20 protein-coding genes and 2 tRNA genes are annotated in these 21,285 nt (G+C 70.8%); 7 read left to right on the forward strand and 15 right to left on the reverse strand.

Annotation, left to right across the window (positions count from 1 at the left end):
• The first annotated feature begins 538 nt into the window (after positions 1-538).
• Positions 539-763, forward strand: coding sequence for a hypothetical protein (locus AB0B86_RS32730; protein WP_357413248.1), 225 nt, complete (start codon positions 539-541; stop codon positions 761-763).
• Positions 764-766: 3 nt separating this feature from the next.
• Here AB0B86_RS32730 and AB0B86_RS32735 read toward each other — a convergent pair whose 3' ends face one another.
• Together AB0B86_RS32735 and AB0B86_RS32740 are read right to left on the reverse strand one after the other, a co-directional pair.
• A complete protein-coding gene (locus tag AB0B86_RS32735) occupies positions 767-1,564 on the reverse strand; it encodes a carbon-nitrogen hydrolase family protein (protein WP_357413250.1) in 798 nt (265 codons plus the stop codon).
• 38 nt (positions 1,565-1,602) lie between these two features.
• Complete coding sequence (locus tag AB0B86_RS32740; protein ID WP_357413252.1) at positions 1,603-2,436, reverse strand: EamA family transporter; 834 nt, start codon at positions 2,434-2,436, stop codon at positions 1,603-1,605.
• Positions 2,437-2,477: 41 nt separating this feature from the next.
• Here AB0B86_RS32740 and AB0B86_RS32745 point away from each other — a divergent pair, with 41 nt between their 5' ends.
• Positions 2,478-3,101, forward strand: coding sequence for an XRE family transcriptional regulator (locus tag AB0B86_RS32745; RefSeq protein WP_357413254.1), 624 nt, complete (start codon positions 2,478-2,480; stop codon positions 3,099-3,101).
• Positions 3,102-3,128: 27 nt separating this feature from the next.
• On the opposite strand, the gene clpX is transcribed toward AB0B86_RS32745, so the two are convergent.
• The 5 genes from clpX to AB0B86_RS32770 all read right to left on the reverse strand — a co-directional run bounded on the left by clpX (position 3,129) and on the right by AB0B86_RS32770 (position 7,708).
• On the reverse strand, positions 3,129-4,424 hold the full coding sequence (gene clpX / locus AB0B86_RS32750; RefSeq protein ID WP_110567768.1) for an ATP-dependent Clp protease ATP-binding subunit ClpX: 1,296 nt from the start codon (positions 4,422-4,424) through the stop codon (positions 3,129-3,131).
• A gap of 212 nt (positions 4,425-4,636) precedes the next feature.
• Complete coding sequence (locus AB0B86_RS32755; RefSeq protein WP_007464109.1) at positions 4,637-5,299, reverse strand: ATP-dependent Clp protease proteolytic subunit; 663 nt, start codon at positions 5,297-5,299, stop codon at positions 4,637-4,639.
• Between the two features lie 10 nt (positions 5,300-5,309).
• Positions 5,310-5,951 (reverse strand): ATP-dependent Clp protease proteolytic subunit, encoded by a 642-nt coding sequence (locus tag AB0B86_RS32760; RefSeq protein ID WP_007464111.1) that lies wholly within the window; start codon positions 5,949-5,951, stop codon positions 5,310-5,312.
• A gap of 197 nt (positions 5,952-6,148) precedes the next feature.
• The gene (gene tig, locus AB0B86_RS32765) at positions 6,149-7,495 is read right to left on the reverse strand and encodes a trigger factor (RefSeq protein ID WP_357413256.1); all 1,347 of its coding nucleotides are present in this window, start codon (positions 7,493-7,495) and stop codon (positions 6,149-6,151) included.
• A 139-nt stretch (positions 7,496-7,634) separates the two neighbouring features.
• A tRNA-Pro gene (locus AB0B86_RS32770) sits at positions 7,635-7,708 on the reverse strand.
• 198 nt (positions 7,709-7,906) lie between these two features.
• Here AB0B86_RS32770 and AB0B86_RS32775 point away from each other — a divergent pair.
• Both AB0B86_RS32775 and AB0B86_RS32780 read left to right on the forward strand, forming a co-directional pair.
• A tRNA-Gly gene (locus AB0B86_RS32775) sits at positions 7,907-7,980 on the forward strand.
• A 530-nt stretch (positions 7,981-8,510) separates the two neighbouring features.
• Positions 8,511-8,903, forward strand: a complete 393-nt coding sequence (locus AB0B86_RS32780; protein WP_357413258.1) for a hypothetical protein — start codon at positions 8,511-8,513, stop codon at positions 8,901-8,903.
• A 96-nt stretch (positions 8,904-8,999) separates the two neighbouring features.
• On the opposite strand, the gene AB0B86_RS32785 is transcribed toward AB0B86_RS32780, so the two are convergent.
• Positions 9,000-9,299 (reverse strand): hypothetical protein, encoded by a 300-nt coding sequence (locus tag AB0B86_RS32785; protein WP_357413259.1) that lies wholly within the window; start codon positions 9,297-9,299, stop codon positions 9,000-9,002.
• 296 nt (positions 9,300-9,595) lie between these two features.
• Here AB0B86_RS32785 and AB0B86_RS32790 point away from each other — a divergent pair, with 296 nt between their 5' ends.
• Positions 9,596-9,988, forward strand: coding sequence for a hypothetical protein (locus AB0B86_RS32790; RefSeq protein ID WP_357413261.1), 393 nt, complete (start codon positions 9,596-9,598; stop codon positions 9,986-9,988).
• Positions 9,989-10,105: 117 nt separating this feature from the next.
• On the opposite strand, the gene AB0B86_RS32795 is transcribed toward AB0B86_RS32790, so the two are convergent.
• Positions 10,106-10,603, reverse strand: a complete 498-nt coding sequence (locus tag AB0B86_RS32795; protein WP_357413263.1) for a GNAT family N-acetyltransferase — start codon at positions 10,601-10,603, stop codon at positions 10,106-10,108.
• Positions 10,604-10,890: 287 nt separating this feature from the next.
• Between AB0B86_RS32795 and AB0B86_RS32800 the strand changes: the two genes are divergently transcribed.
• Entirely contained in the window at positions 10,891-12,255 is a 1,365-nt protein-coding gene (locus AB0B86_RS32800; protein ID WP_357420512.1) for a hypothetical protein, read from the forward strand.
• Here the strand turns inward: AB0B86_RS32800 and AB0B86_RS32805 are convergent.
• From AB0B86_RS32805 to AB0B86_RS32830, 6 genes are read right to left on the reverse strand one after another with little or no spacing between them, the layout of a single operon-like run.
• Complete coding sequence (locus AB0B86_RS32805; RefSeq protein WP_357420514.1) at positions 12,232-13,572, reverse strand: O-antigen ligase family protein; 1,341 nt, start codon at positions 13,570-13,572, stop codon at positions 12,232-12,234. The two genes, AB0B86_RS32800 and AB0B86_RS32805, sit on opposite strands and share 24 nt — an antisense overlap.
• Positions 13,569-14,939 (reverse strand): oligosaccharide flippase family protein, encoded by a 1,371-nt coding sequence (locus AB0B86_RS32810; protein ID WP_357420517.1) that lies wholly within the window; start codon positions 14,937-14,939, stop codon positions 13,569-13,571. Before AB0B86_RS32810 ends, AB0B86_RS32805 begins: the two co-directional genes overlap by 4 nt.
• Positions 14,936-16,141: a glycosyltransferase gene (locus AB0B86_RS32815; protein WP_357413270.1), complete on the reverse strand. Its 1,206-nt coding sequence runs from the start codon at positions 16,139-16,141 to the stop codon at positions 14,936-14,938. Before AB0B86_RS32815 ends, AB0B86_RS32810 begins: the two co-directional genes overlap by 4 nt.
• A complete protein-coding gene (locus tag AB0B86_RS32820) occupies positions 16,138-17,367 on the reverse strand; it encodes a glycosyltransferase (protein ID WP_357420519.1) in 1,230 nt (409 codons plus the stop codon). Before AB0B86_RS32820 ends, AB0B86_RS32815 begins: the two co-directional genes overlap by 4 nt.
• The gene (locus tag AB0B86_RS32825) at positions 17,364-18,545 is read right to left on the reverse strand and encodes a glycosyltransferase (RefSeq protein WP_357413274.1); all 1,182 of its coding nucleotides are present in this window, start codon (positions 18,543-18,545) and stop codon (positions 17,364-17,366) included. Before AB0B86_RS32825 ends, AB0B86_RS32820 begins: the two co-directional genes overlap by 4 nt.
• Positions 18,532-19,749: a glycosyltransferase gene (locus tag AB0B86_RS32830; RefSeq protein ID WP_357413276.1), complete on the reverse strand. Its 1,218-nt coding sequence runs from the start codon at positions 19,747-19,749 to the stop codon at positions 18,532-18,534. Before AB0B86_RS32830 ends, AB0B86_RS32825 begins: the two co-directional genes overlap by 14 nt.
• A 266-nt stretch (positions 19,750-20,015) precedes the next feature.
• Here AB0B86_RS32830 and AB0B86_RS32835 point away from each other — a divergent pair, with 266 nt between their 5' ends.
• A complete protein-coding gene (locus AB0B86_RS32835) occupies positions 20,016-21,284 on the forward strand; it encodes a DUF1800 family protein (RefSeq protein WP_357413278.1) in 1,269 nt (422 codons plus the stop codon).
• The last annotated feature ends 1 nt before the right edge of the window (position 21,285 follow it).

Below are 21,285 nucleotides of genomic sequence, written 5' to 3' on the forward strand. Positions count from 1 at the left end.
AATTGGCACTGGCTTTACAAGCACCCTGTTGAGTTCTCAAAGAACAACCACACACCGACCAGAAGCCCCACCTCAGTGGAACCCCGTTTCGGGGCAACCGCTCAAACCTACTTGGTTGAACTTTCATTGTCAACCTCAGGTTCGAGGCGATCAATGTGGTTCATCCGGACCCACGATGACGCACGCCGAACCCGGCGGTCGTTACTGTCGTGGGAAGCCGCAGACCGGCCGATCGCCGCTTCGCGGCTATCCGCCCGGCTCCTGCCGGCTTCAGAACCTTACCCGGTCGGCTTCGCGTTTGCAACCCGCTTCCGGGATGTTCCGCACCGCCCGATCCTCAGCCTCGCTCGGCGTCTCCGCCACGAGCCTGGCGCCCGCTCTCGGCCGGTTTGTCCGGCCTCCCCCGTGCAGAGAGAAAGTTACGCGGACGGCCCGGAGAAGGCAAATCAGGGTTCATCACTGGTTCCGATCGGCTGGTTCGCAACGGTCCCGGTACAGCCGCAGACGCGGGCCGTCCCGCCGTGCCAGAGTGTCAGGCATGGATGAGTCCGGGCTCGGCACCAGGGTGTTCGCCGAGGAGTCGCTGCTCGGCGTGCTGCTGCCGTTCTGGCAGGTGGTGATCGGCGCGGTAGTACTTGTCGTGTTGGTGCTCTCGGTGGGACGACTGGCCCGACGGGGCAAGTCCCGCATGACCACCGCGCTGCTGATCACCGCCGCGGCCATCGCCGGGTTCGCGGTGATCGGCGTCCTGCTCGAGGGCTGAGGCTCAGAGCCGCCGGTTTGCCAGGCTGGGCAGCTCGGCCCGGATCACGGCGAGCCGGTCGAGGTCCAGGTCGACGACCGACACACCCGGGCCATCCGGCAACTGGGTGAGGACCGTCCCCCACGGGTCGACCACCATGCTGCGGCCGAAGCAGGTGCGGCCCGGCTCGTGGTCGCCGGTCTGGCCGGCCGCCGCCACGTAGCACTGGTTCTCGATGGCCCGGGCTCGCAACAGAACCTCCCAGTGGTCCCGGCCGGTGTGCATCATGAACGCCGCCGGGACCACCAGCAGTTGGGCCCCACCATCGGTGGCGAGCAGCCGGTACAACTCCGGGAAGCGCAGGTCGTAGCAGATCGACAGGCCGACCCGCAGTCCCTCGATGTCCACCACCACCGGCTGCGCCCCGGGGGCGACAGTTGCCGACTCCCGGTAGGAGACCCGCCCGGGGATCTCCACGTCGTACAGATGGATCTTGCGGTAGCTCGCGGCCAGTTTGCCGGCGCGGTCGAAGACCAGTGACGTGTTCCAGGTGTGTTCCGGGTCCGGACCAGCCTCGTGGAAGGAGCCGGCCACCAGCCAGATCCCGAGCCGCCCGGCGATCTCGGCGAAGAAGCTGCCCACCTCGCCGTCCACCGGCTCCGGCTCGGGCATCCCGGTGGCCGGGCCGAGGTAGTCGACGTACTCCGGCAGGACGGCGAGATCCGCGCCGCCGGCGGCCGCGCGGACCAGCAGGGCCTCCGCGGCGGCCAGGTTGGCCTTCCGGTCGTCCCGGGCGTTCAGTTGGCAGACCGCGACGCGCATGAGCACAGGGTACGGCGGGACGGCCGGCGCGGACAGCGTCAGAGACTGGCCAGCACCAAGGCACCGGCGGCGAAGCCGAGCCCGGTGATCTGGACGACGCGCAGCCGTTCCCGGTCGACCGCCAACGCCAACAGCACTGTGCTCGCCGGGTAGAGCGCGGCGACCGCCGCGACGATGCTCAGGTGACCACGGGCAGCGGCGGCCAGGAACAGCGCGTTGGCGCCACTGTCGAGCAGGCCGGCGACCGCCGCCAAACCGAACTCCCGTCGCCCGAGCCGCAGCTGCTTCCGGGTGCCGAGGGCCAGCGCGAGGCCGACCGCGATCGAGCTGGCCCGAACCGCCGCCACCGGCCACATCCCGGCGCTCTCGTCGGCCTGGCCCAGGAAGGTGTAGAAGACCCCGAACAGCGCCCCGGCGGCGAGGGCCAGCCCGACCAGCCGGGCCGGGACGGCTCGTCCGCCACCGCTCTCCCCCAAACTGACCAGGGCGATGGCCAGCACAGCGAGGCCGGCGCCGGTAAGCGCCAGGACACCCGGGAAGGAGGCGGTGAACAGGCCGGCGATGATCGGCACCACCGCGGCGGTGATCGCGGTGACCGGCGCGACCACCACCATCATCCCGCCGGCGAGAGCCCGGTAGAGAAGCATGACACCGCCCGCGCCGGCCACCCCGGCGAGCAGCCCCCAGCCGAGGTCACCGAGGTGTGGGGTGCCGGGCACGAGCAGCACCAGCACGACCAGCAGCGGGACACTCAGAATTTGGGAGACCACGGTCACGGCAATCGGGTCCGCGTGCCGGGACGCCTTACCACCGGAGAAGTCAGCAGTGCCGAACGCGACGGCGGCCAGCGCAGCCAGGACAATGGGCATCATGTACCTGTCGTACCACAATAGTGACCGCGAAGGATAGTTTAATGACCGAAGCAGGACCGGATCGAGTGGGCGCGGTAACCGCCGCGGTAGCCCGGCAGGTACGCGAACTACGGGCTGCCCGGGGCTGGTCCTTCGAGGAGCTGGCCGGCCGCTCCGGGGTGAGCAAGGCGATGCTCGTGCAGATCGAGGGCGCCCGCACCAACCCCAGCGTCGGCACGCTGTGCCGGGTCGCCGACGCGTTCGGCGTCAATATCGCCCGTCTCCTTGAGCCGGACGAGGAGCAGACGGTGCGGATCAGCTCCACGGCCGACGCGCCAGTGCTCTGGCAGGGCGAACACGGCGGCACCGGCCACCTGCTCAGCGGGCTTGGCGAGCCCGACCTGGTCGAGCTCTGGGACTGGCGGCTGGAGCCCGGGGACGGACACCGCTCCTCCGACCACCCCCGCGGCACCCGCGAGGTGCTGCACGTGCTCGCCGGCACGGTGATCGTTCACGTCGACGGGCAGGATCACGCCGTCCGGGCCGGCGACACTATCGAGTTCCACGCCGACCGGGAGCACGGCTACCGCAACGACGCCGCGGACCCGGCCCGGCTGATGATGGTGACGGTCACCCCGTCGGGCGAGTGGGACCGCCGAACACGGTCACGCCGGCCGCGTCAGTGACGAACGGCCGGCGTGACGCGGGGACGATCAGGCCGACTTCTCCTCGCGGTCCCGCCGGGCCCGACGCCCGGTGAACTCGCGCGGCACGATTGTCGGGTTGACGTTTTCGAGGACCACTTCACGAGTGATCAACACCCGGGCGGCGTCGGGGTTGCTCGGCACCTCGTACATCGCGGAGAGCAACACCTCCTCGATGATGGCGCGCAGGCCACGGGCACCGGTGCCCCGCAGCATCGCCTGGTCGGCGATCGCCTCCAGCGCCGGCTCGTCGAACTCCAGCTCGACCCCGTCCAGCTCGAACAGGCGCTGGTACTGGCGGACCAGTGCGTTACGCGGCTCGGTGAGGATCCGCACCAGGGCGCTGCGATCCAGACTGCGCACGTTGGTGATCACCGGCAGCCGGCCCACGAACTCGGGGATCAACCCGAACTTGAGCATGTCTTCCGGCATGACCTGGCTGAAGATGTCGTCCGTCGAGCGCTCGGAGACCGACCGGAGTCGGGCACCGAAGCCGGTGCCGCCCTGCCCGGTGCGGGACTCGATGATCTGGTCGAGGCCGGCGAAGGCGCCACCACAGATGAACAACACGTTCGTGGTGTCGATCTGGATGAACTCCTGGTGCGGATGCTTGCGGCCGCCCTGCGGCGGCACGTTGGCGACAGTGCCCTCAAGCATCTTGAGCAGGGCCTGCTGGACCCCCTCGCCGGAGACGTCCCGCGTGATCGAGGGGTTCTCCGACTTGCGGGCGATCTTGTCGACCTCGTCGATGTAGATGATGCCGGTCTCGGCGCGCTTGATGTCGTAATCCGCGGCCTGGATCAGCTTGAGGAGGATGTTCTCCACGTCCTCGCCGACGTAGCCCGCCTCGGTCAGGGCCGTGGCGTCGGCGATGGCGAACGGGACGTTCAACATCCGCGCGAGGGTCTGCGCCAGGTGGGTCTTGCCGCACCCGGTCGGGCCGAGCAGCAGGATGTTGGACTTGGCCAGCTCGACGGCGTCACTGCCGGAGCCCGGCGCACCGGCCGCCTCAGCCTGGATCCGCTTGTAGTGGTTGTAGACCGCGACCGCGAGCGCCTTCTTGGCCTGGTCCTGCCCCACGACGTAGTTGTCGAGGAACTGGCAGATCTCCATCGGCTTGGGAAGCTCTTCCCACTTCACCTCGCCGGACTCGGCCAACTCCTCTTCGATGATCTCGTTACAGAGATCGATGCACTCGTCGCAGATGTAGACCCCTGGGCCCGCGATGAGCTTCTTGACCTGCTTCTGCGACTTGCCGCAGAAGGAGCATTTCAGTAGGTCGCCGCCGTCACCGATCCGTGCCACCTACGTTCTCCCTGCACTCGTCGGCCGGAGACCCGGCCCTGACCTGCGGACGCTGCGCGCCGCCCGGTTTGGTTCACCCCACCGGTCCCAACCGGCGAAGCGGTACGGACCCGACGTTACCCGCTGACGGGGCATTCTCCGACCCCCAAAACGGGTGTGTCAGAGGTCGGCCGGGAACTGCCCGCCCCGGCCAACCTCTGACCCGACACTGCTCAGCTGGCGGAGTGAGTCGCCAGCAGACCCTTCTTGCGGCTGGTCAGGATGGTGTCGACCAGCCCGTACTCCTTGGACTCCTCGGCCGTCATGATCTTGTCACGGTCGATGTCCTTGCGAACCTGCTCGATCGGGCGGTTGCAGTGGCGGGACAGCATGTCCTCCAACTGCGTCCGCATCCGCAGGATCTCCCGGGCCTGGATCTCAATGTCCGAACCCTGCCCGTAGCCGCCCTCGGTGGCCGGCTGGTGGATGATGATCCGCGAGTTCGGCAGGGCCATCCGCTTACCGGCGGTGCCCGCCGACAGCAGCACCGCCGCCGCGCTGGCGGCCTGCCCGAGGCAGACCGTCTGGATGTCCGGACGGACGTACTGCATGGTGTCGTAGATCGCCGTCATGGCGGTGAACGAACCACCGGGCGAGTTGATGTACATGATGATGTCGCGGTCCGGGTCGGTGCCCTCGAGCGTCAGCAGCTGGGCCATCACGTCGTTAGCCGACGCGTCGTCCACCTGGACACCGAGGAAGATGATCCGGTCCTCGAAGAGCTTGTTGTACGGGTTGGATTCCTTGACCCCGTACGACGTGCGCTCGACGAACGACGGCAGCACGTAACGGTTGTGCACGGCCGCGAACTGGGGCGGCAAGCTCAGATCGGTCATCGTCAGCTCCTCAGCTCAGGGTCCCGGCGCCATCCGGAACCTGAGCGGCCCCGATGATCACCTTGTCGATGAAGCCGTAGTCCATGGCCTCCTGGGCGGTGAACCAACGGTCCCGGTCCGAGTCCGCCTCGATCTGCGACTGACTCTGGCCGGTGTGGTGCGCGACCCGCTCCTGGAACATCCGCTTCGTGTAGAGCATCTGCTCCGCCTGGATGGCGATGTCGGACGCCGTGCCGCCCAGACCACCGGACGGCTGGTGCATCATGATCCGGGCGTGGGGCAGGGCGTACCGCTTGCCCTTGGTGCCCGCGCAGAGCAGCAGCTGGCCCATCGAGGCCGCCATGCCCATCGCCACGGTCGACACGTCGTTGTCGATGAACTGCATGGTGTCGTAGATCGCCATGCCGGAGTAGACCGAGCCACCCGGCGAGTTGATCCACAGGTTGATGTCGCGGTCCGGGTCCTCCGCGGCGAGCAGCAGCAGCTGCGCGCAGATGCGGTTGGCGACCTGGTCGGTCACCTCACTGCCCAGGAAGATGATGCGTTCCTTGAGCAACCGGTTGTAGACCGAGTCGTCGAGGTTGCCAATGGAGTCGCCACCGCGCGCGTCAATCGCCCGGAGCGACTTCTTGGGGATGTGCATGTCGGTCATGGCAGCCCTTCGCTCTCCGTACCGTCTTTCCCGACACTAACCGCTGTGCGGGGCGGCAGAGTCCCGGTCGGGGCACTGTTCGCTCTCAGCGCAGCTGTGTCGGGCACACCCGCGGCGCGGGCTCCCCGGGGCGTACCCGGGGAAAGAATTCGGCCGCCGTCCACCGCACAGCGGCGGACGGCGGCCGCAGTCGACGATCAGTGGTCGTGGTTGTGCTCCGCCTCGTTGGCGGCGCGCAGGGCGTCGAGGGTGACCTCGTTGCCGGCCGAGTCCTTGATCGTGATCCGCTCCATGACGGCGGCGAGCGCCTTGCCGCGCCGCACGTCGCCGAAGACCGCGGCGGCGGCACCGGAGCGCACCAGCTGGTCGTAGTACTGCTGGGGGGCCATCCCGGCGCGCTGCGCCCGGTGCACGATCTCGTGGCCGAACTCGTCGTCGGAGACCTGCACGTCCTCCGCGTCGGCGAGAGTGTCAAGCAGCAGCTGAACCTTGACGCCCTCGGTCGCCGCCTCGGTCAGCTCGGTGTCGATCTGCTCCTCGGTCTTGTCCTCGGCCGCGAGGTACTCCTCCATGGAGGCGCCGATCCGCTCCAGCTGGTCGACCATCGCCTGCTTGCGGCTCTCGACCTCCTCGCGGACGACACCCTCCGGAGCCGGGATCTCGGCGGCCTCGACCAGCCGCGCCAGGGCCTTGTCCCGAGCGGCGTAGATCTGCTCGACCTGCTTGCCCTGGGTGACCCGGGCCCGCAGGTCGCCGCGCAGCTCCTCGATCGTGTCGAACTCGCTCGCCATCTGGGCGAACTCGTCGTTCAGCTCCGGCAGCTCCTTCTCCTTGACCGTGCGCACGGTCACCGCCACCTCGGCGTCGCGACCGGCGAAGTCGCCGCCGACGAGCTGGGTGGTGAAGGTGGTGTCCTCACCGGCGGAGAGGCCGACGACGGCCTCGTCGAGGCCGGGCAGGAGCTGCTTGCTGCCCACCTCGTGGGAGATGTTGCTCGCCTGGCCGCCCGGCACGTCCTCGCCGTCGACTGTGGCGTTCAGGTCGATCTGGACGTAGTCGCCCTCGGCGGCGGCCCGCTCGACGGTCTTGAGGGTCGCGAACCGCTCGCGCAGGTTCTTCACCTGCTCGTCGATCTCGCTCTCGTCGATCTGCAGCTCGTCGACGACCACCTCGATGGTGGAGGCGTCGGGCAGCGTGATCTCCGGGCGGACGTCGACCTCGGCGGTGAAGTTGAGCGAGTCACCGTCGTTGAACTCGGTGATCTCGACCTCGGGGCGCCCGAGCGTCTTGAGGTCGTGCTCGCGCACCGCGGCCATGATGTTCTCCGGGATGGCCTCCTGCACCGCCTCGTTGAGGACGGTGCCGCGGCCGACCCGCTGGTCGATCACGGCGGTCGGGACCTTGCCCCGGCGGAAGCCCGGAACCTGGACCTGCGAACCGATCTCCCGGTACGCCTTCTTGAGGCTCGGCTCGAGCTCGACGAACGGCACCTCGATGGCGAGCCGCACGCGCGTCGGGCTCAGAGTCTCGACGGTGCTCTTCACAGGCGTACTCCTTGACGGATCTCAGTTGAGTCTGGGCGTGCTTCAGCCCATCGAGTGTAGGTGAGCCGGCCTGACGCTCCGGCAGCGCCCGGGAACCGCACGGTGGCGGCGCCCGGGGCGGCCCGGCCGCAGACGACAGTCGGGGTGGCGGGATTTGAACCCACGGCCCCTCGCTCCCAAAGCGAGTGCGCTACCAAGCTGCGCCACACCCCGTGGCGACGTGCAGTCTATGCCGTCGGCGCGACCCGGGCGGTGCCGGGGCACCCGCCACCCGGACAAATATCACGAAAAGCCCCGTAACGCCCGTCGGCCGCCACGCCGCGGTCGGCGCCACCCGGTCGGGTGGCGTGGCTGCACGGTCGGCAAGAGCATTGGGTACGCTGTCCGCGCGCCCCGTTTCGGCGGGGGCATGCGGGCGTAGCTCAATGGTAGAGCTTCAGTCTTCCAAACTGACTACGCGGGTTCGATTCCCGTCGCCCGCTCCAACGGCCTTCGGCCCAGGTCAGAGGCCGCATCCCCGCTCCTGGGCCGGTCGGCCACTCCCCCGCTTCGATCTGGCGGGCCATTCGTGGCCCACTACTCGCCGGGCAGGAGCCGGTTCGGGTCAGCACCCGGTGGGAAGAACGCGAGGCTGCTTGGATCCCGGTCGTCACCGTGATCCTCTTTCCAGCCGACGGCGGAGGAGATCACGTAGTCCAAGCCGCCGCCGCTCACCAACATGAGGACCCGACTGTGCGATCCGATCTGGCCCAGGTCGGACAGGATTCGGTGGCGTTCTCCGCCGGTCCACGGCCGAGTCGATTTCGCGGTCCCGCTCGCTCCGCCGTCGAGCAGCTTTGCGCGCCAGCTCCGGATGGTGGCCGGCGTGCTGGCGGCCAGGGCGAGGCGGCCCGGGTGCGGCCCGATGTGCAGGGCGCACAGGTACTGCACCCACCAGCGTCGGCCCGGACTGTCCTCGTGGTGGAGGCCGGCGAGGAGATGACCAGGCTGGCGGCCGACCTCCGTGAGCTCCTGGGTGGATAGGCCCTACGGCGGTACAGCCAGGCACGCCCGGTTCTTCTTCGACGCCGGGTCCGGGGGTGTCCTGTGGCCAACCGACCCGCAGCAACGGGAGGCCTGGGGGAATCCGGTGCGCCTGGCGGCGCTGCCGATCAGCGTGACCCTTCGGGATGAGCTGACCCAGTTGGTCGAGTGGTACGACGCATCACTGAACCGGGACTATCCACCCGACCCGGGGCCGTGGCGCGAGCCGGAATGCCAAGCCTTCAACGCGGCCGTTCGGCGGGCCCTCGACCAGCTGCGCGCCGAACTCGGCGAACGGTGGGTGATCGCAGACGAATTCGACGAGGTGCACGAGGACCCGGACCTCGACCGGTACCTCGCCGACCCGGTCAGCTTTCGGCGATGACCTGCGTCTGCCGCAGCAGAGCACCACTTGTGTGAAGCATCCGGTGGGACGTGACCCCAGGGGTCATCGTCCGGTCTCCACGGCGGGATAGCGGGCTCATCCGCGTCCGCGTTCCCGGTCAGCGGGTGGCGACGCGCACTTCTCGATCAACTCCCAGGCGTTGAAGAACTTCGGCTGCGGGCCGAACAGCTCGTCCAGATATCGCGTGGGAGCCGCATGACGATCGTCGCCCGGCAGCCAGATCGAGTCGCACTCCGGGCACAGCAGGAACACCCGCCCGTCCGCACGGACCCGGTACCAGGTCTGCCAGTCCTGCCCACATGCCGTGCACGCGACCCGTGCGTCGTCGGCACGGACAGCTTCGGAGCCGTGATCGGGCAGGCGGTGCTCAGTCACCGACATTCCTCATCCCGTTCCCGATGTCGAAGGACACTGCACGGCCCCCAGCTCTCCAACGGCGGTTCGCGCCGCACGCATCGACCGTACCGCTCGTCATCATCGAGTCACAGTGGCCGTGCACCGGCCACGGACCACCGGGCTGAACGGGCCCGACACGCGGCCGCCGGCCACTGCGACCGGGTGCGGCCCCGTCGCGTGCCCGGCCAAAGGTCGCCCAAGGCCGGCGTCACGGGGTTCGAGGTTCGCCGATCCGGCTCCTGCGCAGCCGACGACGGATGGCCGAGACTGTGGCGATGTCACGCAATGTCGAGGGCGCCCCACGCCGGCAGGTCGCCATCGCCGTGCTCCTCATCGCCGCTGGTGTGCTGATCCTCTTCGTTCCCGCCGGCGACGAGGGCAGGGTCCTCGTCGCCCTCAGCGAAGGTCACGGGCTGTCGGCAGTGGACGTGGTCGGCGCGGTACTGCTGGCGTCGGGCGGCACCTGGCTTGAGGTTCTCGTGCTCCGACGCCTGCCGCACCTCGCCCTGCCCGCACGGGCCCTGTTCGCCCTCGGCCTGCTGGCCGGTCTCGGTGTGGGGCTTCTGATCGCCTCGGTCTTCTCGGGATTCTTCTGGTGGTGGGCCGTCGGCGCCGCCGCGCTCGGGGTCGTCCTCCTCGTCCTCGTGCCGCTCACGGCACGTCGTTGAGGTCATCGACCGAACGCTCGACGACCCGCGACCCGCGACGCCCGGCGCGACGGCAGCCCGGCCGTCGCGGTGTCTCCGCACTACTCGGAGCCGCCGCCACGGATCACCCCGGACATGTCACGACGCGCGCGGCAGCGCGAGCCAGTCCGCCCAGGAGATGTCGCGGCCCAGATAACGGGGTTCCTGGAAGGGCCAGTCGGCGGCGATCCACTGCGGCACGAACGCGTCGAGTGCGCGTTCCGCCGCGCTGCCGACGAGGTCGTTCACCACCCACCAGGAAATCTCGCCATCGGCGCCGATGCGCTCCGGCGGGTCGATGTAGACGCAACCCAGGAGCGCCGTCTCGCCCTCGTCCAACAGCGCGTAGTTGAACGACTGGTGCGCGGCGATCTCCTTCTCGTGCCGCAGCAGGTCGACGCGGTCCTCCTCGTAGGTCATCGTCTCCGGGGGCCAGGCCCAGGCCGGGCCGAAGATCTCCCACAGGCGCTCCCGGGAGCCCATCACGGCGGGGTAGTCGAGCGCGGTGTCCGCTTCCCGGATCGGCCGCAGGTGCAGCGTGCTGCCGGGCACCGGCACGTGCACGGGATGGACGAAGTCAGCAGGCAGCCAGTTCATGCGCCGAGGCTATCGCCGGTGGGTACGGGATGGCCCAGGGCTTCGCGCCCAGGGGCGGACGACCGACGGCCACCCGATCGCTGACTGTCGTCATCCAGGCAGAGACTTCCCCGCTCCGGGGCTTCGCCGGGCCGATCCGGATGGGTCGACATGGATATCATCACGTGGGCGAGCGGAAGAGGTCGCACATGCAGCCAATTGGTCCGTACCAACGGATCCGGAGACTGGGCGTCTGCCAGATTGGCAGCATCTGGTCTGCCGTCGATGATGGCCAGCAGGCTCTCGTGGTGGTGATGCTCGACGTCGGCGTCGCCGGAGAGTCACGGTGGCGGGACGCTTTCGCGGCCACCAGCCACGCGATAGCCCGTTCGGAGGCGGGCAGCCCGCTCTGGGTCGATGCGGACTTCTCCGCCACCACGCCCTGGGTCGCGTACCCGAAAGATCTCCTGCCGACTGCCGAACGCACCTTCGTCGCCCTCGGCATGACCTACCAGCCGGCGCCGGCCGAGCCCGACGAGCCGCCCGCTGAAACGGAGCAGGCACAACGGGCGGCGATCCCGGTGCCGCGCCAGACGCCACGCGCCGAGCCCACGCCGCGGACCGAACAGACGCCACGGGCGCAGGCCACGCAGAAGCCGGCGGCTGAGGCCACGCAGACGCAACGGGCCGAGGCGACGCGGACGCCACCGGCCGACCAGCGGCCACCGGCCGAGCAGGCGCCACCGCGCGCCCCGCAGCCGACGCCGACTGATGAGAAGCCACCGACAGCCGTCGAGCCGCCAACCCCGACCTTGCCGCCACCACCGACCTTGCCGCCACCACCGACGCTGACGCCCACGAAGCAGGCTCCGATGCCGGTGTGGGCCGTCCCGTCACGGCCGCAGGACAGCCGGCCCCGCTCAACGTCCACCGCCACCGAACCCGAACCGGAAGCCGAACCGGCACCGGCACCGACGCCAGCGCCGAGACGATCCGGCGCGGGCCGGTGGGCCATGCCGGTCATCGGTCTGGTGCTCGGCCTCGTCGCCGGTAGTGGTCTGGTCCTGCTGCTCGACCCCGGCACGGATCCCCCACAACCGAAGCCCACGACGGGTCAGTCGGCGCTGCCCGCACCGGCACCGGCCGCCGCCCCGCTGAGCCCCGGGCTCGAACCGCCGGCGCAGGGCGAGTGGCCCGCCCAGTGGGTGCGGTTCGCCGCCACCGACCGGATCCTCACCCTCAACGGACTTGACGGTCTACCGTTTCCGGTGAAGGTGCCGCCGACCTGGCAGTGCACGTCCGTCGAGCGGGCCGCGGGGCTCAGCAGACACCAGTGCGGCGCGCCGGCCGGCAGCGAGGCCGCGCTCGGCGGTGAGTTGGTCGTGCGCGACTGCCCGGCGCCCTGCGACGGGCCACGCCAGACCGCCATGCGTACCGGCGAGGAGGCCTGGGGGCTGCAGTGGGTACGCAGTGGTCCCACCTCTGCGTACGCCGAGACCAGCAGCCTGACCATCGACGGCGCGCAGCGGTACGGCCTGGTGGTGGTCGCGTACTGGCGCAGTGGCAGCGGCGACATCGACAAACAGCTGGTGTTGCGGATGACAGCGCCGGTCGGCGGCGCCAACCAGCTCCGCCGGGTCGCCAACTACCTACGGGACGTCCTGATCTTCTGACCCGGTCACCTGCTCGGGCGCGGGGCGGGGCAGCCCGGCTCGGGCGATCAGAGCGAGCGGAAGCCAGGTCAGGTATCCGGCGAGGGTGACGGACAGGTGCGATGCCTCCAGCCAGGAGACCCAGAGCAGCGCGATCAGAAAGAGCGCCGGCCCCGGCATGCCCGCCCCGGCCAGGAACATCGACCGCCGCCAGACCTGGTACAGCAGCACCGCGAACAGTACGACGGTGAGCAGGCCCCCGATGGCCAGCAGGTGCACGAGCACGTTGTGCCCGTGGGTGTACCGGCCGCCGAGCGCCGCGGCCAGGTCCGGCTCGCGCTCGAAGTATTCCGGGCCGTGGCCGGTCAGCGGCCGCTCCGTCCAGCGGTCCAGCAGGGCACGCCACGTCCGGCCCCGGTTGGTGAAGCCCGCCGGGTCGCGCGTCAGCAGTGGGCTGAGGATGGTCAGGCCGAGCGCGACGACAAGCGGGAGGCCGATCAGGATCGGCAGAGACCGGCGGTGACCCGGTCCGGACCGGTCGGGCCGCCCACCGGTACGCCAGCGGAACAGCCCCCAGGTCAGCAGGACGACGACTGCCGCGAGTTGGCTGGTCCGGGAACCGGTCCACAGCAGACCGACAAGGATCAGCGCCAGGGTGACCCGCCGTACCGCCGTCGGACGGATGCCGAACACGAACGGCAGACTGAGCGCGAGGATGAGCCCGAGCACGTTCGAGTGTGGGTACGGGCCGGCCAGCAACCCACCGATCGCCCAACCCTTGTTGCCCGCGTCGGCACCGGTGAGCAGCCCCAGGTCCGGCCGCACGACCGCCAGCAGCATCGCGACGACGGCGGTGGCCGCGCCGAGCACACCGATCGCGGCCAGCGCCAGCGCCCCGGGTCGGAGCGCCCAGATGGCGACAACGGCGATCGGGAGGGCCAGGGACACCGGCCCGGGTGGTTGCCCGTTCACCAGCCCGGCGAGGTGGATGGCGGCCAGTGGGGCGAGGACCCCGACGAGCGCCCACAGCCGGTCCGGGCGGCGTTGCCGCAGCCCGTACCCGGTGAGGAGAAGGGCCAGGACGATGAAGGCCGCTGTGGTGACGTCACCCAGGAGGCGACCGGCGGGCGGCATCGACTCCACCGCCGAGTTGAAGGCCGGCCGCCCGTTCTGCAGGATCTGGACGAGTTGGGGAAGGGTCACCCTGATCCAGGCGAGGACCAGCAGCACGACGACGCCACCGGTGCCGAGCCACTCGGCGGTGCCGCTGTCCGGCCGGATCAGTCTGCTGGCCCGCAGCAGGGCACCCTTGGTCTGGCCGCTGAACACCGTACTCATCGGACTCCCCCGCCTGTGCCGGCTGACTGTGAATTGGCCGCATCCGGTGCCTCGGGAGGACCGGTCCGGCGAGGCCGCCACCGCCGCCTGAGCCCGGCATGCAGGTGACGGAGGTCCGCGCCGTACGGCACGGTCACCGCTCGTAGTGACGGCACCGCTGGCAACCCGCGGACCGACCGGGCGGCGATGCCGGCCGCGACGGCGTACCCGACCAGGCTGGCGAGGGCCGCACCGACCGCACCCAGCGGGGCCAGTCCGACGAGGAGCAGCACGCCGGTGAGTGAGCCGACGACGAGGGCTACCGACGATCGGCCCGCCTTGTCGTGTACGAGCAGCAGGGCGCTGAAGATCTGTACGCAGGTGAACACGACGGTGGCCGCGCAGAGGATGACGGTGGGCAGCGTGGCGGGGGCGAAGGCGGCGCCGAAGAACCGTGGCACCAGCAGACCCGCGCTCGCGGCGAGGACCGTGCAGCCGAGCGCCGTCACCGGGACGGCGATCCGGGCGACCCGCAGCACGGAGTCGTGGTCCTCGCTGCCTGCCCCACCCATCAGGACGGTCCGGGCCGCGGTCGCCACGACTGTCGGCAGTTCCGCCACGCTTACCGCCACCGCGTAGAAGCCGAGTTCCCGTGCACCGAGCAGCGGCAGGCCGATGACCTGGTCGAGCCGGGCACTGGAGGTCGCCGCGAGCACCCCCGGCAGGCAGGTGAGCGCGTAGCGGATCATTGACCGGACGGGAATCGGCTCGGCCGGGTCGGCTGGTCGGGTGACGCTCGCCGGCCCCGGGCGGCGGCGCAGCCGGGGCAGCCCGACAAGCACTCCGCTTGCCGTGGCGGTGAGGAACAGCGCAGCCGCCCAGAAGGCGCTCAGGTCGAGAGCCACGCAGGCGATGACCAGCAGGATCGTCCGCAGCGCCGCCGGCACTACCTTCATCAGGTTGACGCCGCCGAGGTCCGCGGCACCGGTGAGGGCGCCGATCGCCAGGTTCGCCATGATGTGCAACGGCGCGAGGAGCGCGAGCGCCAGGAACTGCTGCCTGTCGACCTCGCTCCGGTCGAAGACGAAGAGGCCCAGCACGCCCAGGAGCAGCACGGCGACCAGACCGAGTGGCAGGGCGGCCAGCAGGCTGACCCGGGCCGCGTCCCGGCCGGACAGCCGGCCCTGCCGGACGTGGAAGGTCAGCGCGTCCTGCAGGCCGTAGGTGCCCAGCCAGCCGCAGATCACGATCGGCAGGGTGAGCGCGGCGTACAACCCGCGCCCCTCCGGCCCCAGCTCCCGGGAGAGGAAGGGGCTGACGAGCAGCCCGCTGACCGGGATCAGCAGGTTGGCGGCGGTGGAGGCGACCAGCCGGTTGACGGCCATCATCGGGCTGGTTCGGTGCCGGTGGCACCGCGATCGGCGAGGTAGCCGTCGGTGCCGAGAGCGGTGCGCAGGCGTTCGGCGAACCTGTCCTCGGAGAACTCCTGGCCCACCAGCCGCGTCGCCTCGACGGCCATCGCGTCGAGGGCTGTCGAGGTGGTCGCGAGGATTTCCGCGGCCATCCCGGGCGGGTCCGCGGCGACCCGGACGGCGGGGCTCGCCGGTACGCCCTCGGCACCGACCGGCGTGGTGAAGACCGGGACCGCGTGGGCCAGCAGGGTGAGGGTCTTCAGTTTGACGCCGGCGCCGCTCCACAGCGGCACCACACCGGCGCGGGCGTTGCCGAGCGCGGCGCGCAGGTCCTCGACGTAACCCCGCACCCGTACCGCCGGGTGCCGGTCCAGTTCGGCGCGGACCGGCGCGGGCAGACCCGAGCCGATCAGGGTGAGGGTGTAACCGGACCGGGCCAGTGCCGGCCAGCCCTCGGCCAGGAAGCGCCGCAGACCTGTCAGGTTCGGCTCGTACGCGAAACTGCCCAGCCAGACCAACTCGCGCTCCCGGGGCCGGGGCTGATGGCCGGCGGGCAGCGGGACGCAGCTGGGTAGCACGAAGGTGGCCACCCGACCGTGGTGTCGACGTAGCCGTTCGGCCTCGTCGGCACTTGTCACCGAGACCGTCGCGCAGCAGGCCAGCGCCCGGCGCTCGAAGCGGGTCGAGACGGCGGTCAGGTATCGGGCGCGCAGCCGGTACGCGAGGTCGCCCGCCGCCTCGATCTCCTGCGGGACGCTCGCGGCGAGCACGTTTGCCTTGTCCCAGTGCCAGCGCAGCCGGGTCCCGTGGAAGTAGGCGCCGGCGGCCTCACCGAGGGCTATCGCCGCGCCGTCGCGTCGCCGCAGTTCGTCGTGCAGGTCGGCGCTGTAACGGCTCCGGATCCAGGGCGGCAGGCCGTACGCGAGGGCCTGCGAGTAGCGGCCCGCCGGACCCAGGCGGTCGTAGCGGAACGGCGTGGCCGCGAAGGTCCGCACCCGCATCGGGTGGAGCAGTTGGCGCAACTGCTCCACCTGCTCGTCGGTGCTGTCCGGGCGGCGGACCACGAGCAGGGTGCAGTCCGGCACCTGGGCCAGCGCTCGCACCATCATCGACACCCGGACGGGATCGCCCCGGTCGAGCGGAATCGGCAGGTACGACGAGACGACGCTGAGGGTCACCGGTGGCCGCCTTCGCCCAGCAGTGTCCGGCGGGCCGGGGCCGGGCCGGCCAGGTCCCGCCAGACCGCCAGCAACCGGTCGGCCTGCACCGCCGGGGCGAACTCCGACCGGAGTCGCAGCAGCAGCGCCTGCGCTCGCCGCCGCGCGGTGACCGGCTCGGCGGTCACCGCCCGGATCGCTGTGGCGAGGGCGACCGGGTCGTCCGGGGGGACGAGCCAGCCACTGTCCGGACCGACGAGTTCGGGGATGCCCGACACCGCTGTGGTGACCACCGGGACGCCCTGACTGGCCGCCTCCATCAGGAACACCGGGATGCCGTCGAGGTCGCCGTCCGGGGCGGATCGGCAGGGCAGCGCGGCGATGTGCGCGCCGGCGAGTGCGGCAGTGGCCACCGGATGGGGCACCGCCCCGTGCAGCACCACCGTGTCGGTAAGCCCCGCCGAGTCGATCCGACGCCGCAGGTGCGCCCGCAGTGGACCGTCGCCGTAGACGTCGTACCGGATCGGCTGCCCGGCCTGGACGAGCCGGGCCACCGCGTCGATGGCGGTGTCGATCCCCTTCTTCGGGATCAGCCGGGCGACGGTGACGATCCTCGTCGGGGTGCCCGGCGCGGCGGCGGGCCCGGCCGGTGCGGCGTCCAGGAGCCGGGCGTCGACGCCGGCCCGGACGACCCGGTGCGGAGTCGTCGCGATCGGCACTCCGCGGTGCGCGAGTTGGCCGGCGGTCGCCGCGGAGACGACGAAGAGGTGCCGCAGTCGGGCCAGCCGGCGACCCAGCGCCGCCGGGTCCGGGTCGAGCAGGAAGTCGGCGGCGTGTGCGGTCGCCGTCACCGGCCGACCGAGTCGGCGCCCGACCAGCAGCGCGACAGCGGTGGGCAGGTTGACGAAGTGGGCGTGCAGGACGTCCGGGTCGAAGCGCGCGATCTCGTCGACGAGGGCGGTGGCAGCGCCGCTGGCCAGCAGAGTGCGAGCCAGTCCCCGCCCGCCGGCAGCCCGCGACGGCGGTCCGAGCAGGCGCAGGTCGGCCGGGAGCCCGCCGGGACGGCGGAGCAGGTGGACGGCGGCCCGACCCGGCTCGGCCCGACGGTTACCGTCCGGGTTGGCCACGAACATCTCGACAGTCGCCCCGGCCGCCCGCACCGCCTCGATCTCGGCGGGGATGAAGGTCTCGGTGAGCCCGGGTGGGCGGATCTGGACGTACCCGATCCGTAGTGCCTCAGCGCTCACGCCGCGCCCCGAGCGTGGGCCGGCCGGTGGGCGCGGCGGACGGACTCGAAGAACCCGGCGTGCCGATCGACGCAGTCCGCGTCGGACAGCAGGCCCGGGGTGTGGGCGGCGGCGGTCGCCAGGTCGTGCCGTAGCCGCTGCGAGGCCACCAGGGTACGCAGCACCGCGGCGAGCGCGTCCGGGTCTCCGGGCGGGACGAGCATTCCGTTGGCCCCGGAGCGGATCCACTCCCCCGGCCCACCGCCCTCGGTGGCCACCACCGGCAGCCCCCGGGCCAGTCCCTGCAGCACGGTCTGGCCCAGTGGCTCGGGCCCCAACGACGAGTGCACCAGGATGTCGATCGAGTCGAGGAAACCGTTTATGTCGTCGACGTGCCCGTGAAACGTGACCTGTTCGCTGATGCCCAGCGTGGCGGCGAGCTCCCGCAGTTGCGTCTCGTAGGCCTCCTCGCCGAAGAGCGGGGCACCGCAGAGGTACGCGCGCACGTCAGTGCCGCGCAGGCTCGCGGCGAACGCCCGGAGGAAGACGTGCTGACCCTTCCAGTGCTGCAGCCGGCCGACCATCCCGATGGCCCTGACCTGGGGTCGGACCTCGGGGTGCGCGAGCCGCTCGGAGATTCCGCTGGGGCTCTGGATCACCGTCCGCTGGGCTGGAATCCGGGGGCCCGACGGGACACTGGCGAGGGTGAACCCGGAGTTGGCGATGAGCCCGTCGGCGCGTCGCATGGCCAGCCGTCGGAACACGGGCAGCCCGATCGGGCCGAGGCTCTCCACCGTCAACGGGCCGCGAAGGTGCACCACGAGGGGCCGGCGCCCGGCGCGGTCGGCGAGCGCGCAGATGATCGCCGCGGCGGCGGTGTTCGCGTGCACCAGGTCGGCCTGCTGATACAGCGGACTGCGCCGCAGCACCCGGGCGCCGTTTCGCAGGGCCGTCAGGTAGCGGGCGGCCAGCAGCGGTGCCCCACTTCGGGTGCCGCCGGTGGGTAGCGTCGGCAGGTCCCGGGCCTGTGCCACCTCCCGGGCGGGGAGTTTGTCGAAGGCGACGCCGGCGGGTGGGGCGTACAGGGACGCCTGCCAGGGGTGCCGCTGACCGAGCAGGCGGGCCAGGGCCAGTTCGGCCCCGCCGGGTTGCGCGGTGTGGGTGACGTGCAGCACCCGCATCGGGTCAGCCACACTCATGATCGACCCATTCGGTCACCCGGCGGGCGAAGGTCTGCGTCGAGAACCGCTCCGCCTGAACGGGCATCCGCGCCTGCTCAAGGTCGTCGAGCCGGCCGATCGCCGCCGCGTGGTCACGGGGTTCGAGCGAGTCGACAAGAACGCCGGTCTCCGCGTCGACGACCGTCTCCAGCAGACCGCCACGGCGTAGCCCGAGGACCGGGGTGCGGCAGGCCTGCGCCTCGACCGGAACGATGCCGAAGTCCTCGTGGACGGGGAAGAGCAGGGCGCGGGCGCCCCAGTAGAGCTGCCGCAACCGGATGCGGTCGGGCCGGACCTCGATGGTGACCGGCACCCGCGCCTGGTGCGCCAGGTGCCGCAGTCGGGCTTCCTCGGGCCCGGAGCCGGCGATGACCAGGGGTAGGCCGGCCTCCTCGGCGATCGCGATGATCAGGTCGAAGTTCTTGTAGCGGACCCAGCGTCCGACGCCCAGCAGGTAGTCGCGCGGTTGCGCCCGGTCGGCGGTCGGCGCGGCGGAGAAGAAGTCCACGTCGACCGGTGGGTTGATGACCCAGGCGTCGCGCCTCCAGTGCCTCCGGATCCGGTCGCGCACCTCGACGGAGTTGGCCGCGTAACTGTGCACGTGGTGGCTGAGCCCGACGTCGAGTGCCCGCATCAGTCGGCGGGGGACGGCAAGCATCCGCCCGGACGCCCGGTCGTCGACCCCCGGGTTCCAGAGGTAGCGGGCGGGGGCGTGGACGTAGCTGAGGTGCCGGGTACGGTCGGGACTCCCGAGCCGGACCGTGTGCGCGAAGGCGTGGCTGGAGGAGATCACCACGTCGAACCGGTCGCGGGTGAGGGTGCGCCAGACCAGCGGCATGAACGGCAGGGCGACCGCCTTGTTGCCGCGCAGTGGTGTCCGGGCCAGCCACGACACCCGCAGCGGCGGCGGGTCGGCGTCGTCGTCACTCCACAGCGCGAACCGCTCGGCGGTTGGGAAGACCTCGGTGAGTTGCCGGAAGACCTGTTCCGCACCGCCGGTCGCGGTGAACCACTCGTGCACGAGCGCGACCGAACGTCCGGCCCGCACGGGCGGGACCGGGTCCGGCCCGACGGGCTGCCGCGGAATGCCCGGCCAGGTGTCGGGGTCCGCCGTGGCGCCCGCGAGCGCGACCGGTGATGGGCTGGACGGTTGGCGCAGGGTGGGTGGAACCGGCTGATCCATCACCTCGTACCCCCGTAAGAGTGTGGACGATCGGCGATGCAGCCGCCGATAATAGCTGACATATTGAGCGAAACACATGTCATGGCCGACACAAGTAAGTAATCGGACACCGGATCACCGCCACCAATACTGATCGTCCACACTCTATGCGGTGCATCCGTCGGGGACGTATCGTCGGGGCGCGGCTCGACCCGTCGTCGACGGGCGGAATTCTGGATAGTGGTGAAATGTCGCCTCCCTGCTGAGGGTTCCACAATGGTGTCGTTATGACCGACGACGTGGCTCTGCTGCTCCGCCGAGCGGGGTTCGGACCAACCGCCAACGAGCTGGCGGCAGCACGGCGAGCCGGCTTCACCGCCACCCTCGCGGCGCTGACCACCCCCACGGGGCCCGACATCGGCGCCACCCGCGCACCCCTCCCCCCGCTCGGCCCCGACCCGTACGTCGGCACCCCCGAGCCCACCCCGGCGCAGCGGGTCGAGGCCGACGGGCTGCGCCGAGCGCAGGCGAGCACCCTCACCCAGTGGTGGCTGGACCGGATGACCGTCGCCGACCACCAGGCGGCGGAGAAACTGCTCTTCTTCTGGCACGGTCACTGGGCCACCTCGATCGTCAAGGTCAAGAGCCCGCAACTGATGTTGGCCCAGCACCTCGCCCTACGGGAAGCCCGCGACTTTCGCGACATGGCCCATCGGATGATTGTCGATCCGGCTCTGGTCCACTGGCTGGACGGCCAACTGAACAGCCGGGAAGCACCCAACGAGAATCTGGCTCGGGAATTCTTCGAGCTGTTCACCCTCGGCCTCGGTCATTACACCGAATCAGACGTGCAGCAGGCCGGTCTGGCGCTGACCGGATGGCGGATCGATCTCGCCGGGCAGCGATCGGTCTTCGACCCTCGGCGCCACCACGACGGCGCGTCGAGCATCCTCGGCGTGACCAGACACTTCACCGCCGACGACCTGGTCGACCTGGCGCTGACCCAGGAGGCCTGCCCCCGGTTCGTGGCCGCCCGGCTCTGGCACCGGTACGCCTCCAGCACCCAGCCGATCCCGGACCACATCCGGGAGAAGATGGCCGCCGCCTTCCCCGAGCCGCTGCCGATGCTGCGGGTGCTGCTGGCCGACGAGACCTTCCCGGGCACCCGCGCCACCATGGTCAAACAACCGGTCGAGTGGCTGGTCGGCGCACTGCGACAACTCGGGTTGCGACCGGCCACCCTTCCCGCGGAGACGATCACCGGGCTGCTGGACGGGCTCGGTGGTCTCGGGCAACGCCCGTTCGCCCCGCCCAGTGTGGGCGGCTGGCCGGCCGGGGTGGCCTGGCTGACCTCGGCTGCCGCCCGGTTGAAACTGTCGCTGGCCGGCAAACTCGCCAGCCAACTCAGCCCGGAGCGGATGACCCCGGAGGAGGTGGCGCACCTGCTCTGCGTGGACACCTGGACCGACCGCACGTACGAGGTGCTGCGCGGCACCACCAACTCCCGGTTGATGCTCACCCTCGGGCTGGTCAGCCCGGAATACCAGGTGACCTGAG

The organism is Micromonospora sp. NPDC049047, assembly GCF_040649135.1.
Lineage (GTDB): Bacteria > Actinomycetota > Actinomycetes > Mycobacteriales > Micromonosporaceae > Micromonospora.

Coding starts and splice junctions, on each gene's coding strand:
- AB0B86_RS32730 (WP_357413248.1), top strand. CDS start 539: ATGGATGAGTCCGGGCTCGGCACCAGGGTGTTCGCCGAGGAGTCGCTG.
- AB0B86_RS32735 (WP_357413250.1), bottom strand. CDS start 1,564: ATGCGCGTCGCGGTCTGCCAACTGAACGCCCGGGACGACCGGAAGGCC.
- AB0B86_RS32740 (WP_357413252.1), bottom strand. CDS start 2,436: ATGATGCCCATTGTCCTGGCTGCGCTGGCCGCCGTCGCGTTCGGCACT.
- AB0B86_RS32745 (WP_357413254.1), top strand. CDS start 2,478: ATGACCGAAGCAGGACCGGATCGAGTGGGCGCGGTAACCGCCGCGGTA.
- AB0B86_RS32755 (WP_007464109.1), bottom strand. CDS start 5,299: ATGACCGATCTGAGCTTGCCGCCCCAGTTCGCGGCCGTGCACAACCGT.
- AB0B86_RS32760 (WP_007464111.1), bottom strand. CDS start 5,951: ATGACCGACATGCACATCCCCAAGAAGTCGCTCCGGGCGATTGACGCG.
- AB0B86_RS32790 (WP_357413261.1), top strand. CDS start 9,596: ATGTCACGCAATGTCGAGGGCGCCCCACGCCGGCAGGTCGCCATCGCC.
- AB0B86_RS32795 (WP_357413263.1), bottom strand. CDS start 10,603: ATGAACTGGCTGCCTGCTGACTTCGTCCATCCCGTGCACGTGCCGGTG.
- AB0B86_RS32805 (WP_357420514.1), bottom strand. CDS start 13,572: ATGAGTACGGTGTTCAGCGGCCAGACCAAGGGTGCCCTGCTGCGGGCC.
- AB0B86_RS32810 (WP_357420517.1), bottom strand. CDS start 14,939: ATGATGGCCGTCAACCGGCTGGTCGCCTCCACCGCCGCCAACCTGCTG.
- AB0B86_RS32825 (WP_357413274.1), bottom strand. CDS start 18,545: ATGAGTGTGGCTGACCCGATGCGGGTGCTGCACGTCACCCACACCGCG.
- AB0B86_RS32830 (WP_357413276.1), bottom strand. CDS start 19,749: ATGGATCAGCCGGTTCCACCCACCCTGCGCCAACCGTCCAGCCCATCA.
- AB0B86_RS32835 (WP_357413278.1), top strand. CDS start 20,016: ATGACCGACGACGTGGCTCTGCTGCTCCGCCGAGCGGGGTTCGGACCA.